The organism is Roseburia sp. OF03-24 (assembly GCF_003463035.1).
GTDB lineage: Bacteria > Bacillota > Clostridia > Lachnospirales > Lachnospiraceae > Roseburia > Roseburia rectibacter.
In genome coordinates, this window is record NZ_QSCK01000010.1 from 18,543 (window position 1) to 31,811 (window position 13,269).

Here is a 13,269-nt window from a genome sequence, read left to right on the forward strand (position 1 = left end):
GTCAAATCTATCTTTTTATTATGAAACAAATATCTGTATCTTCTCTGCACTGCCCTTTTTCATGCAAAATTCTTCCACAATCCGGGGCAGTTCAAATATACCTATCATTGTATCACAATCCGCAGTCACTTCAAAGATTACGTCATCAAAAAGCAGTGAAAAATCACGGATTCCGGCTTCTGTCTTAAATGTCTCATCACCGGCTTTTAATTCCCCGGTTCCGGCATTGTATACAAATTCAAAATCCCGGTTCACCTGCACATGCAATATATCTTCTGACTCTGCGCGCGTGATCTGAATCTCTGTTGCAGTATCCGGTGTAAACTCCCATTGAAACATATCTTCCTGCTGCATATTTTTATCTGCACTGTCATACACCAGCTTTTTCCTGTCCTCATACTCCCTGACCGGCTGCTGTTTTAATACTTTTTCACCGTTTTTATAAGTAACCGAAAACTCTCTCGGCAGTCCCATCGCCCCGGTATAATTTCTTCCATGATTCGGAAGTCTGAGCCACGGAACAGAAATCACTCTGTCTTTTGTATTGCTGTAAGTCTGCGCCGCGTAAGCCATCTTATTGATATAAGCCATATGGCGCACACCATCCGTCTGAAACTTGAAACCGTCGAACTCACCCCAGAAGTAAAAGCCGTCTGCGCTCCAGAACATCCAGCTTTCATCTTCGTTTTCATCCTTTAAGCACAGCAGATCCGGGCACTCCCAGGCATCTTTTAAAGTCAGCCTGTCTGTCTGCTCCCAGTTTAACAGATCCGTAGAACGGAAAATGCCAAAATCACTTTCCTCTAACCACAGCGTCATGATATAGGCACCGCTTTTTTCATGCCAGAACACCTTCGGATCACGATTTTCCTTACATACCGCCTCAAGCACTCCTTTATCCAGTTTGTGAAGCGTTTCTCCACCATCCGTGCTGTATGCCACACGCTGTGTAAACTGTTTTCCTATGCTCCATTTATTGTTATTTCCGGCTGCCGTATAGAAAAAAATAAGTGCATCTTTGGGCAGTCCGAGCATTTCATGATCATTTACAATGCCGCTTCCGGAAAACATCGTTCCTGTCTCATCCGGAAAAAGCACTTCATCTTTCTGCTCCCAATGCAGCAGATCTTTGCTTACGGCATGTCCCCAGCTCATATTTTCCCACTGCACATCAAACGGATTATGCTGAAAATACAAATGATACACGCCATCGGCATACACAAGGCCATTCGGATCATTCATCCATCCGGTCTGCGGTGCAAAATGAATCGAAGGGCGGCGGAAAGCCTCACCCTGCATAGCACGGAAAGATTTTTCTTCCGTTTCAGGTGCGTCCTCATTTCTGATTCCGTCAAAGAAAGCTTTCCCAAGATCCCCTCTTAGAATTAGTGTTTTATCGGTAAATTGCTTTACCGGAAAACGGGCATAATAACTGACAGGGTATGTTTCATCCTCTGCCTCTCCCGCCGGGATCTGAAACTCAAACAGCTTTGTTTCGCTGTTATCCTCCCGGCAGAACATCTCAAGCATACGGTTGTTTTTTTTGCCACCAAACGGCAGCTCGCCATACGTGGCACAGACCGGAATAAACAGCCACCCTTTTTTGATGTATATTTCCTTTTCCATGTCTTACAACCTCCTACTTATATTTTTCCTTTTTAACCAGCACTTGTAAGCACATAACATCTTTCACTGGTCAGCATGGGAAACTGTATACTTTTCCATCCACCTGTGTGGTCTGGTTTACACATTCTTTCACCCACTCCTCATCGGAAAGATCGACTGCATACTGGGAAGCAAGTGCAACAACATCTGTGGTGTCTAAGATCGCCATGGTCGGTGCTGTTCCTGAGTTATATGCGCTTGTCACTCTCGTATATGGAGATTCACCGGTTCCGCATGCCTGAACCTCAAGTTCGATTCCTGTCTCCTCTTTAAATGCCTCTGCCATATCTTCAATTGCTGTCTGAATCTCACCTTTACTGTTTAACATCGTGATCTGTGTTCCTACTAAATCTGCGGTGTCGATATTCCCTGTGCTCTCAGTTCCGGCTGCTGTACTCTCACTGGCATCGCTGCTGTCCGCTGCGTTGCTTCCTGCATTACTGCCTGTATTTGCGCTGCCGGAATTGCTGTTGCTGCCACAGCCTGCTAACATCCCCATTGTCATTGCTGTCCTTACTGTGCCCTTACTTTAACACTGCTTTCTCAGTATATCAATCGGTTGACATTTTAAATTTTATCAATTCCGATTCCTGTTTATGGTACTGGAAAAACACACACCTATCATGCAAAGCAAAAAGAGGGCTTCACAACTTAGTTGCAAAATCCTCTTTCCGGTGTGCCACACATTTTACTGTATGACGGGTATATTAAATTTATTTGGGAACTACTTACTGATCTTTATCTTCTTTGCACTGCTGAAACTTCCATAAACTTTTGCTCCTGTGGAATCTTTCTTATAAGCACGCACTTTTACATAATATGTCTTGCCTTTTGCCAATTTTCCAAGTGTTTTTGATGTGCCTGATATTGTTACTTTCTTTACATTCTTTTTGAATTGCTTATCCGTAGAATAAACAATCTGATATCCGGCTGCACCTTCCACTTTCTGGACTGTAACTTTTGCTTTTCTTCCCCAAACAGCTTTCATTTTCTTAATTGCAGATTTCTTTACGGTCACTTTCTGCCATTTCGCATATAAAGTAAGATTCTTTTTGCTGCTCTTTGAGATTGTTTTAATTCTCTTTGTATACTTGCTGTCTGTATACCAGCCCTTAAAGACATATCCCTTTTTGGAAGCAGATTTTAAATTTACCTTTTCATTGTAATAATATTCCGGGTTTTTGCTGCTGTTTTTACCTTTTCCTAACTTATAGGTAATTTTATACCCTACCGTGATCTTACAGGACGCGCTTACTCTGCTTCCATCTTTTGCCGTTGCCGTGATCGTGGTCACACCATTTTTCAATGCTTTTACTTTTCCATGCTTATCAACAGTCGCAGCTTTTTTGTTGGAAGATGTCCACTTAACGTCTTTAATATCTGCATCAGATGGTGAAACAACAGCCTTTAATGTAAGCGTTGCACCTTTTTTCATTCCGGCTTTTGTTTTATTTAACGTGATTTTTTTAACTTTTACTTCTTTCTTCTCTGTTTCCGGTTTCTTTTCTGTATCTTTATCCGGAGCATTTTTAATTTCTCCGAGTTTTACAGTACCAAATACTTCCGGTTTAGACCATCCCATTCCTGTTTCATCGTTCCAGCTTAATGTACCAATTCTTTTGCCACTTGCATCAGCATCATTGATCTGAAATTCAAGTCCGATCTCATCTCCGGCTTTTGGTGTGATATCCGTCCATTTAAATGACGCTTCAACAACATATCCGTCAGAAGTTATTTTTGCCACAGACTTCATATTCTCTTCAAGGCACTTTTTGCCATTAAATGAGTGATCATTTACATAACTGATCCTGTACTGCTTGTCATCGTCTTCATAAGAGTTGGATTTTCCATTATTTTCGTCGATAAATACTTCTAAGGAATCCTGTTCCCATGCATCACCGTTGGTATTATTAAGGACAGGATCTTTGATCTCGGCATATACATAAAGATTGTCTTTATCCCAGAGTAACTTCGCATTTGCAGAAACATTGGAGCCGAGATTGATCGTAATCGGAATGGTTCCGGCATTATCCCATGCCGCATCTTTATCCCCGTCTACGGTAACTGTACCATAGGCAGCTTCCTCTACCCCCGGTTTCATTGTTACTTTCGCATAATATTTACTGCTTGTGCCCTGTTTTCCTGTCAAATCATTAAATGCGGCTGTTTTATCCCCATTTGTGACCACAACATCCATTCCGATCACTTTTGCAACGGAAAGTCCTGCTAACGGTACCTTTACGGTTGCCTGATAACCATTTTCTACTTCTGCTGCCTCGCTTCTTTTTACTGTTACGTTCACTGGTGTGATGTCATCTTTTCCGAAATTTGCAGTATCCACATAAACAGTAACTGCATCATTATCATCTTTTACGGCATCTTCTACCATAACCTGCACGGTAAGACCATCTTTATCCCACATCGGAATAAAGGAAGCCGTGATATCATTCTGCATAATGTTATATGTCTTTCCTGTCACTGCATCACCTTTTTTCTCTGCAGCAACTACATCCTGAATTGACGGCTGGAGTCTGGATGCATCTACATACGCCCAGTACGCAGGTTTTGCTTTATAATTTCCATCAAAAAGCAATGGGCACTGCGCAGAGCCGTCTGCACCACCACCGACACCGGACTGTTCATGTAACCATGAATTTGGCTCGATGACACCCCATACGGTCAATCCGGAAACATTCGAACCATCTGCTTTTAAGCCTTTGATCGCATCGAATAACTGTTTATGGCAATATGCAATTTTGGTATATTCGCTCTCTTTTGTTGCCATACCTGATGTATAAGATGCACTTGATTTAAAATCAAGCTCTGTGAGCTGCACTTTTCCTGCAGCTTTTGCATATTTTTCAGCCACTGTTTTAAACTGCATGGCAGAAAAACTATCCACACTGTAATGTGCCTGCATGCCAAATGCATCCAGTCTGGTTCCATCGGCAGCCTTTACATCATTGATGAGTTTTACGATACCCTCACATTTTGTATTATCCGTCTCACCAAAATCGTTGTAATAAAGCTCTACATTTTTCGGTGCATACTGGTTTGCATATCTGAATGCATTGATGATAAATTCGTTGCTCTTATATACATGCCACCAGCTTGAATTATTTCCATGACGGATCTCATCGAGACTTTCCGCTGCACTCACGGTATCTGTACGGTAAGAGTTTCCAATGACAGCCTCATTTACAACATCCCAGCCATAAAATAATCCGTCATATTTTCCATTTGCAGCTTCCCCGAAGTAATGGTCAAAGACACTTGAAATAAACCATTCAAGACGGCGGTTCATGGTCTCTTTGTCCACATAAGGTTTGGTTTTATCATAATTTTCATGGAAAAACCATTCCTGTGTCTGGGAATGCCATACAAGGACATGACCACGGATACGGATTTTGTTATCCGGATTTTCATTATTCCACTCACAGATTTTATTTATTAATTTATCTGCACGTGAAAAGTCCAAGCTGTCACCGGCTTCATTTACGACCGGGACTTCAAGATCCTGTCCTTTAAATTGGATTGTCTTTGTATTGACTTTATCCTCTAACTGATAGTTGAACAATGCATCCGGTTTTAATTCGTTTCCAGGTGTAACCGCATTAAAGTGTTTTTCCACCAGTTCCATCAGCGTATCATCATTGATCTCATCACCGGTCACTGCTGTGCCGGCAACTACATCATTGCCTAAAGCAGCTTTCACACTTTCTTTCCAGTCCGGGATGTCCTTCTCAATAGATGGCTTTTCTCTTTCAATCTTATTCATGGACACACCGGTCACATAGTAAGTCCCTTTTACGCAATCGCCCTGTCCATAGTTGGTTCCCTGTTCTATAATACGGATGACCACCTGATCTGCAGCTTTCGGTATTTTGAAAGTTCCCTCATATTTTGTCCATTCTCCAGCTTTTAATGTCTTTGTACAGTCTCCTGACAAAATACCTGCTGAATAACTTCCAAGATATGTTGCCTCACCACCGGAAACATAGAATGGTGCAAACTCCACATTTCTCTGCTCTTCCGGAGCATCTTTGTAATCATCGGACAATTTTGCCCAGAATGAGAATTTGTATGTTTCCCCTTTTTCAACCGCATCCGTGATATCCTGCGAAAAACAATCCCCAGGGGTGGCAGTTTCCTGATTACGTGTAAGTACACCGTATGTTTTTAGACCGGAATCTGCGATCTCTTCTTCCTCTGCTGCAACTGAAACAACCGATTCTCCGGCTGCACTGTTCCATGACTCCACCGCATCAGACGTTGCAAAATCACCGTTTTTTATAATATTATTCCCCAGTTTTGCATCGCCTGCTCCCACTTTCAGTTCAAATGTCACACTGACAAGACTTACCGTTGCATTTTCCGGTTTATCTTCCGTTATCATGATTCCGACTGCATCAATAGCGCCATCCCCCGATGGATTTATCGTGTACTCCGTCTGTCCGTTTAATCCGTACTGTGTATTAGCTGCTGTTGCATCATCTCCACCGTTGTATACTTTCAGACTGATCGGTACTTTCTGATCCGCCACCTGAAATGTAACAGCATTCACCTGTGACATTTCGATACTCTCCGGCAACGTCCATTTCACCTGATTATACTGTTTTGCAAAGGACAATTTCCACTGTCCATCTGCGAGTTCATAATCCGCGTCTCCCCATGCCACTTTCAGCTGATCTGCAGTAAAAACTTTTTTTACCCCTGAATTTTCGTTTTCATCTGCATAGACAACTGCATTTTCAAGATATGGTGTCAGCACAGGTCCTATCCCGGTAAAAACCATAGCACTGCATAAAGCTACGCATACCCCTGCTTTCCAATTTCGTTTCAAACCCCGTTCTCCTCCTTTTATATATTTTTGACAGTTACAAATTTATGTTAGCATGAGCAAATATTAAAAATAGGGGATTTTTTATAGAAAAAAACCGGACAAATAATAGAATACACTCTCTGCAGACATCCATTATCATGAGTTAAAAAAGTGGAGAATCCTGCAAAAGACAAAATTCTCCACTTTCTATCATGTTTTTACCACATGACATATATTATAAATTTACTTTTTGGGCTACTTACTGATCTTTATCTTCTTTGCACTGCTGAAACTTCCATAAATTTTTGCTCCTGTGGAATCTTTCTTATAAGCACGCACTTTGACATAATATGTCTTGCCTTTTGAAAGTTTGCTTACCATTGTCACCGATATTGTTGATCGCTGAAATAACACTTCTTACTTCATTTGCCTGTCCCTGTATGGAAAATGTATAATCCATACCATCTACTTTTGTATCATTATTACCTTTACGAACAGTATTTTCATGTCCATCGCCATCCTCTAAACTTGTTGCCCAGGATGTCTCTGCTACCATTACTTTTTTGTCATAAGTATCAGCAATATTCTTTAAAGTACTGGTAAGATTGTCAAGTGTTCCATGCCAGTATGGATAATAAGAAGATGCAAATACATCATAGCTTACATCATATGTATTCAGATTTTTTGCATAAGTTGCATAGTTTGCGCTTTTTTCCGGATTTGCAAAATGAACAGCAACTAAGATATTCTTTCCTTTTGCCTCTCCTGCTGCGTGAACCGCATCTGCACCGGCATCAAAGATCCTGCACATGTTTTCCCATGTACTCTCACCACAGACACCGTTGTTTGTCTCATTTCCAACCTGAACCATTCCAACATCAACACCTGCATCTAACAGTTCTGTAATGCTCGCTGTTGTATAATCAGATACAGCTGTCACTTTCTGATCGATCGTATAACCTGCCCAGGCTTTCGGTGCCTTCTGTTTTCCCGGATCTGCCCAGAAATCAGAATAATGGAAATCAATTAACGCCTTCATGCCTGCGTCGGTTGCCCATTTTCCGATTTTCTTTGCTTTTGCAAGATCGTTATTTCCACCACCGTATCCTTTTCCATTGCTGTCATATGGATCATTCCACACACGTATACGCACATAGTTAACACCTGCTTCTTTTAACTGGCTGAAGAACTCCTGATCACCTATCACGTTACCGTTCCAGTCTTTGAATGTCACTCCGCTGTCTCTTAAGCTGACATAAGATGACACATCCACACCTTTGATAAAATCATCGCTCAGTCCATCTACTTTCTGTACAAAAATACCATCAGCTCCGGTATCAACGATGCCTGCATCAACCAGTGCATCTTTTGTAGCCTGCAGGACTGTTTTAGCTTCTGTTAATTCCTCTACGGTTTTGTTGTCTTTATCCCCATAAACTGCTTTTGCTGATGTAAGCGCTGTCTGTAATGCACTCCAGGTATTCGCCACCACCCAACAAAAATGTCCATCCAGATGCATCTGTCTCAAAATCTCCATTTGTTATCAAATTACTGCTGCTTGCAGTTTTTACATTCTCCGTACTTTCCTCTGTCTCTTCCACACTCACAGAAACTGTCTCTTCGCTTCCTGCTGCCCAGACATCCGTTGTCCCGGCACTTGTCACAATCAATGTCGCTGCCAGTGCCGCTGCCAGCATGCGCTTTACCATCCCACTTTTCATTATTTTTCCTCCCCCAACATCTTGTTTGCGCAACGCTGTTGTTCCTATGCTCTGAAAGAAATTTCATTTTCCCAGTTTTAACAACATTTCTCGTTTTTTTCTTTGCGCAACAGCGTTCGGCTTTTTACTATACTTTTCCATTTTATCAGTAAAAATTTCTGTTTAATTACTTTATTTATAATTATTTTCAATAAATTCGTTGTTTTTCGTTTGCATGGGTATATAATGGAAGAAAAACGCAAAGGAGCATACGGTTATGAAAAACAAAAGAAAACAGATTTCCAATGAAATCTCAATCCGCATTCTGTCGGTCGTTATCACAATATTCGTCATTTTCTCTATTGTAGTTGCGATCATGATCGGGAACATCAGCTTGTCCTCACAAAAAGACGAACTGGAACTACAGTCAAAAGCTGCCTCATATCAGCTTGAAACCTTTTTTAAAAAGTACACAACTACCGCGGAACAGATGGCTCTCAATCCCGATATACGGGAAATCCTGACTGAAACTAAATCCGGCGATTCCATTAAAGAAGCCACCCTTTATCAGGATGTATTTAAAGAGCTGCAGAGTCATCAGGCAACAGACAGTGAAAACATTCTTGCTGCCTGGATCGGTGATATTGATGCTAATGTTCTGACCCAGTCAGACGGCTATACCAGTGACAGTTCTTTTGATATCACGCAAAGAGACTGGTATCAGGTAACACAAACCGGTAAAAGTATGCTCACCAACGCTTACACAGATGTCAGCACAGGCAAATTAATTTTAAGCGCCGCCGCACCCGTATACGATCCTTCCGGAAAAAATGTTGTCGGTGTTGCCGGATTGGATATTGCCTTAGACCATATCAACGAATTATTTTTCTCCTACACAGTAGGTGATAATGGTTTTGTAATTCTTTTAACATCTGACGGAACCATCATTTACCATCCAAATACAGATTATCAGTTAAAAACTCTTACTGAGATTGGTGTAAGTGATAATGTAGTCAATGCTCTTGGAGGTGGAAATACCGCAGTAAAATATACCATTGGAAATAAATCAAGATATGGATATATTGTAGACATTACAGATACCGATTATTTTGTTTTAAGCTGTCTGCCATCCAGTGAATATTTTTCCAGCCTCACCATATGCATGGTTATTATGCTTGTACTGATCGTCATCGGTATTGCAGCCACTGTCATTGCCATCCGCAAAGTCGCTTCTGCTATTACAAAACCGATCAGTACATTAAATGATGTTGCACAGGAACTTGCCAAAGGAAACCTTGATGTATCCCTTAAGATTCACTCTGACAATGAAATCGGCGAACTTTCTGACTCCATCCAGTTAACGGTAGACCGCCTGAAGGAATACATTAATTACATTAATGAGATTACCTATGCCTTAAACCGTTTAGCAGATGGAAAGTTAAAATTTACACTGAAATATGATTATGCCGGAGATTTTTCAAAAGTAAAAGAAGGTCCTATCAATATTTCTGAATCCATGCAAAACATCATGACTGATATTATCAACACTTCCAGTCAGGTGTCTGCCGGTTCTGAGGATCTTGCCAAAGCAGCACAAAGTATTGCGGAAGGCGCCACCACACAATCGGCTTCCGTAGAAGAACTTGTTGCCACCACAACTGCTGTTACCGATCAGGTAAAAGAAAATACTGCTGCTGCACAGGTTGCGGCTGATGAAACATTAAAAGTAACTGATATGATGCGAAACAGCAAAGATCAGATGTCACTAATGACAGAAGCAATGAATAAGATCACACAGACCTCCAATGAGGTTGTCGGCATCATTAAGACAATTGAAGATATCGCAGACCAGACAAATCTGTTAGCATTAAATGCTTCCATTGAAGCTGCACGGGCAGGTGAAGCCGGAAAAGGATTTGCTGTTGTTGCCTCCGAGATAGGTTCTTTAGCCGAGGAAAGCTCCAAAGCAGCCAATACGACCAAAGATCTCATCGGTATTTCCATTAACGAAATTGAACATGGAAACCAGATTGTAAATGACGTCGTCACTTCCATTCAGGAAGTCATGGAAGCTGTTCAGAAAGTAAATGAAATGATTTCAAAGAGTTCCGAAACTTATGTCCAGCAGGAGCAGAGCATGGAACAGCTTGAGATTGGTATTGAAGAAATTTCTAAAGGAGTGGAAGACAACTCTGCCGCTGCCGAAGAAACTTCTGCCACATCGGAAGAACTTGCCGCTCAGGCTACTACGCTAGAGCAGCTTGTACAGAGATTTGACCTGACCAACGAGGAATAACACGCTGATCTAACGCCGGAACAGTTAAAAAATCCCCTGTAACCAGCAATACAAATATAGCAGGTTACAGGGGATTTCTTCTATTCAATGTAATTTCTATTCACTGCGAATTTATTCGTTGCGAATTTATTCGCATACGTATGGCATTAATGCAACGTGACGGGCTCTCTTAATAGCTACTGTAAGAGCTCTCTGGTGTTTTGCACAGTTGCCAGTGATACGACGAGGAAGAATTTTTCCTCTCTCAGAGATGTATCTCTTTAATTTGTTTGTATCTTTGTAATCGATTACGTTATCTTTTCCACAGAAAACGCAAACTTTTTTTCTTCTATGCATCGGGCGTCTCTTCATTGGTGCGCCATCTTTGTCTGCTGCTTTATTGAAAGCCATGATAATTACCTCCTGTTGTTATGATCTCCATTAGTTAAATGGTAACTCTTCATCAATTCCATCCGGAATATTCATGAAGCCATCACCTGCTGCACTGCTCGGTGACGGTCTGTCGGAAGGGTTAAAACCGGAGTTATCTCCGCCGCCGCTGGCATTTTTGCTCTCTGCAAATTCTACATTTTCAGCAACAACGTCCGTCGTGTAAACACGCTGTCCGTCTTTGTTGGTGTAGCTGCCAGTCTGAATACGACCTTCCAGAACGAATTTTGTTCCCTTACGTCCGAATCTCTCCAAAAACTCTGCTGTTCTGCCAAATGCAACACAGTTGATAAAATCTGTATTCTGATCATCTCCGTCACGGCGGAAACGGCGATCTACTGCAAGTGAAAATCTTGCGATCGCAGTAGCACTCTCGCCCTGAGAATAACGGATCTCTGCGTCTCTGGTTAATCTTCCCATAAGAATAACTTTGTTCATATACGATTCCTCTCTTCTATCAAACAAACCGTTGTCAGTTCAAAGAATCTTATTTCTCGTCTTTTCTTACTACTAAGAAACGAAGAACATTGTCCATGATGCGGACATCGCGCTCAACTTCTGCCGGAACAGTAGATGCAGCGTCGAACTGGATGAAATAATAGAAAGCTTCTGACATCTTCTGGATCTCATATGCTAATTTCTTCTTACCAGCCTCTTCTACTTCTGTTACGTTACCACCGGCACGAGTGATGTACTCTTTTGCCTTCTCTACGGTAGCTGTTCTCGCATCGTCTTCGATCTTTGCACTAACAACAAGCGCTAATTCATACTTATTCATGCGAATTTTCCTCCTTTTGGTCTCTGGCCCGCTCTTATATGAGTGAGCAAGGAATTTAATAATATATCACGAAAACATATTCTATCATAAAAATCAATAGTTTGCAAGAACTTTTTACTCAGCTTCCTTGCTTAGCTTCCTTTTTGCGGATTTCTCTGGTATTTTTCTCCACAAGTTTTCTTGCGATCATGATCTGGTGCCCGCAGCCTAAGCATTTCAACCTGAAATCTGCACCCACGCGCAGGATCTCCCATTCACTGCTGCCGCACGGATGCTGCTTTTTCAACCGCACCACATCACCAACTTCATATTTATCCATAAATCCTCTCTATTCTCCTATACTATTTATTCTGCGAGCAATTTGCTGCATCAATTGCGATCACAAGCATCATTCCAAGCAGTTCATCGCCCGGATTGGTAAAATCGATCACATACGTATCACCCCAGTGGAGTAATTGTTTTGAAATATGAATAATGGAACTGCAGCCGGAATATACATCATAATCCCAGCCAAGGAAATCTCCCTCCACACGCCATCCATTAAAATCAATATCATATTTCGGCCGGAACAGGGTAAACTGTTTTTCGATCTGTCCTCTTTTGATCCCACCTGTTTCAATTTCAAAGACCGGAAGAAGATTAAACAGCTTCTGACGGATCATTCCAACCTCAACATGTGCCGCATCATAGACATGGATCTGATGTCCAAGTGCAAACACCTCTGCCCTGACAAAATACCGTACATTGCCCTCCTCATCATAGACATCATAAGTATCTGACCATGAAAACACTCTCTGTTTTATCAGTAAACGCATACCTTCTCCTTTTTAGATGTTTAAAATAGTACTTACTCTGTTTACCGGATCTGTGAAAACACCTCACCAAGCCCTGCCTGGATTAAAAGATCTGCTCTGCCATCCATCGGTGTTGTAGATTTATTGATAAGCACCAGCTTGTTTCCCCGGTAATAGTCGATCAATCCTGCAGCCGGATATACTGCCAGCGAAGTTCCACCAATGATAAGCACATCTGCATGGCTGATATAAAATACAGCATCCTCTAAGGTCTGCTGGTTCAAGCCCTCTTCATAAAGCACCACATCCGGTTTGATCTTACCTCCACACGCATCACACAGCGGAATCTCTGTACCGGATTTTAAAATATATTCCGCATCAAATCCTTTTCCACACTTCTGACAGTAATTGCGATGCACGCTGCCATGCAGCTCTAAAACACGCCTGCTTCCTGCCATCTGATGCAGTCCGTCAATGTTCTGTGTGATGACGGCTTTTACCTTGCCCGCAGCCTCTAACTCTGCAAGTTTCTGGTGTGTCACATTTGGTTTTGCATCAAGACATAGCATCTTATCACGGTAAAAACGGTAAAATTCTTCTGTATGTCTCATATAAAAGGTATGACTTAATATCGTCTCCGGTGGATAATCATATTTCTGATTATAGAGTCCATCCACACTCCTGAAGTCAGGGATGCCACTTTCGGTAGAAACGCCTGCTCCCCCGAAAAATACAATATTATCTGACTCCTGTACCATTTCTAAGAACTTTTCTATATTTGACAT

General features: G+C 41.6%; 12 protein-coding genes. 1 reads left to right on the forward strand and 11 read right to left on the reverse strand.

Features of this window, described 5'->3' with window-relative positions; genetic code table 11:
• Positions 1–18: 18 nt before the first annotated feature.
• The 5 genes from DXA60_RS06465 to DXA60_RS19145 all read right to left on the reverse strand — a co-directional run bounded on the left by DXA60_RS06465 (position 19) and on the right by DXA60_RS19145 (position 8,208).
• Positions 19–1,626 carry a glycoside hydrolase family 32 protein gene (locus DXA60_RS06465; RefSeq protein WP_117920534.1) on the reverse strand — a complete coding sequence of 536 codons (1,608 nt, stop codon included), beginning with the start codon at positions 1,624–1,626 and terminating at the stop codon, positions 19–21.
• Between the two features lie 70 nt (positions 1,627–1,696).
• On the reverse strand, positions 1,697–2,164 hold the full coding sequence (locus DXA60_RS06470) for a hypothetical protein (protein WP_243006787.1): 468 nt from the start codon (positions 2,162–2,164) through the stop codon (positions 1,697–1,699).
• 225 nt (positions 2,165–2,389) lie between these two features.
• Positions 2,390–6,508: an endo-1,4-beta-xylanase gene (locus DXA60_RS06475; protein ID WP_243006788.1), complete on the reverse strand. Its 4,119-nt coding sequence runs from the start codon at positions 6,506–6,508 to the stop codon at positions 2,390–2,392.
• 304 nt (positions 6,509–6,812) lie between these two features.
• Positions 6,813–8,006: a glycosyl hydrolase 53 family protein gene (locus DXA60_RS06480; RefSeq protein ID WP_243006789.1), complete on the reverse strand. Its 1,194-nt coding sequence runs from the start codon at positions 8,004–8,006 to the stop codon at positions 6,813–6,815.
• Complete coding sequence (locus DXA60_RS19145; RefSeq protein WP_243006790.1) at positions 7,912–8,208, reverse strand: hypothetical protein; 297 nt, start codon at positions 8,206–8,208, stop codon at positions 7,912–7,914. The genes DXA60_RS06480 and DXA60_RS19145 overlap by 95 nt, the downstream gene beginning before the upstream one ends.
• Positions 8,209–8,464: 256 nt before the next feature.
• Here DXA60_RS19145 and DXA60_RS06485 point away from each other — a divergent pair, with 256 nt between their 5' ends.
• A complete protein-coding gene (locus DXA60_RS06485) occupies positions 8,465–10,483 on the forward strand; it encodes a methyl-accepting chemotaxis protein (protein ID WP_117920536.1) in 2,019 nt (672 codons plus the stop codon).
• A 126-nt stretch (positions 10,484–10,609) separates the two neighbouring features.
• Here DXA60_RS06485 and rpsR read toward each other — a convergent pair whose 3' ends face one another.
• The 6 genes from rpsR to DXA60_RS06515 all read right to left on the reverse strand — a co-directional run bounded on the left by rpsR (position 10,610) and on the right by DXA60_RS06515 (position 13,269).
• Positions 10,610–10,873, reverse strand: coding sequence for a 30S ribosomal protein S18 (gene rpsR, locus DXA60_RS06490; protein ID WP_006856617.1), 264 nt, complete (start codon positions 10,871–10,873; stop codon positions 10,610–10,612).
• Between the two features lie 30 nt (positions 10,874–10,903).
• Positions 10,904–11,350, reverse strand: a complete 447-nt coding sequence (locus tag DXA60_RS06495) for a single-stranded DNA-binding protein (RefSeq protein ID WP_006856616.1) — start codon at positions 11,348–11,350, stop codon at positions 10,904–10,906.
• A 49-nt stretch (positions 11,351–11,399) separates the two neighbouring features.
• The gene (rpsF, locus tag DXA60_RS06500) at positions 11,400–11,690 is read right to left on the reverse strand and encodes a 30S ribosomal protein S6 (RefSeq protein WP_006856615.1); all 291 of its coding nucleotides are present in this window, start codon (positions 11,688–11,690) and stop codon (positions 11,400–11,402) included.
• 118 nt (positions 11,691–11,808) lie between these two features.
• A complete protein-coding gene (locus tag DXA60_RS06505) occupies positions 11,809–12,009 on the reverse strand; it encodes a DUF951 domain-containing protein (RefSeq protein ID WP_117920538.1) in 201 nt (66 codons plus the stop codon).
• Positions 12,010–12,031: 22 nt separating this feature from the next.
• Positions 12,032–12,505, reverse strand: coding sequence for an LURP-one-related/scramblase family protein (locus tag DXA60_RS06510; protein WP_055194607.1), 474 nt, complete (start codon positions 12,503–12,505; stop codon positions 12,032–12,034).
• A gap of 41 nt (positions 12,506–12,546) precedes the next feature.
• Positions 12,547–13,269 carry an NAD-dependent protein deacylase gene (locus DXA60_RS06515; protein WP_015521784.1) on the reverse strand — a complete coding sequence of 241 codons (723 nt, stop codon included), beginning with the start codon at positions 13,267–13,269 and terminating at the stop codon, positions 12,547–12,549.

Coding starts and splice junctions, on each gene's coding strand:
- DXA60_RS06470 (WP_243006787.1), bottom strand. CDS start 2,164: ATGGGGATGTTAGCAGGCTGTGGCAGCAACAGCAATTCCGGCAGCGCA.
- DXA60_RS06485 (WP_117920536.1), top strand. CDS start 8,465: ATGAAAAACAAAAGAAAACAGATTTCCAATGAAATCTCAATCCGCATT.
- DXA60_RS19145 (WP_243006790.1), bottom strand. CDS start 8,208: ATGAAAAGTGGGATGGTAAAGCGCATGCTGGCAGCGGCACTGGCAGCG.
- DXA60_RS06505 (WP_117920538.1), bottom strand. CDS start 12,009: ATGGATAAATATGAAGTTGGTGATGTGGTGCGGTTGAAAAAGCAGCAT.
- DXA60_RS06480 (WP_243006789.1), bottom strand. CDS start 8,006: ATGCATCTGGATGGACATTTTTGTTGGGTGGTGGCGAATACCTGGAGT.
- rpsF (WP_006856615.1), bottom strand. CDS start 11,690: ATGAATAAGTATGAATTAGCGCTTGTTGTTAGTGCAAAGATCGAAGAC.
- DXA60_RS06515 (WP_015521784.1), bottom strand. CDS start 13,269: ATGTCAAATATAGAAAAGTTCTTAGAAATGGTACAGGAGTCAGATAAT.
- DXA60_RS06465 (WP_117920534.1), bottom strand. CDS start 1,626: ATGGAAAAGGAAATATACATCAAAAAAGGGTGGCTGTTTATTCCGGTC.
- DXA60_RS06495 (WP_006856616.1), bottom strand. CDS start 11,350: ATGAACAAAGTTATTCTTATGGGAAGATTAACCAGAGACGCAGAGATC.
- DXA60_RS06510 (WP_055194607.1), bottom strand. CDS start 12,505: ATGCGTTTACTGATAAAACAGAGAGTGTTTTCATGGTCAGATACTTAT.
- rpsR (WP_006856617.1), bottom strand. CDS start 10,873: ATGGCTTTCAATAAAGCAGCAGACAAAGATGGCGCACCAATGAAGAGA.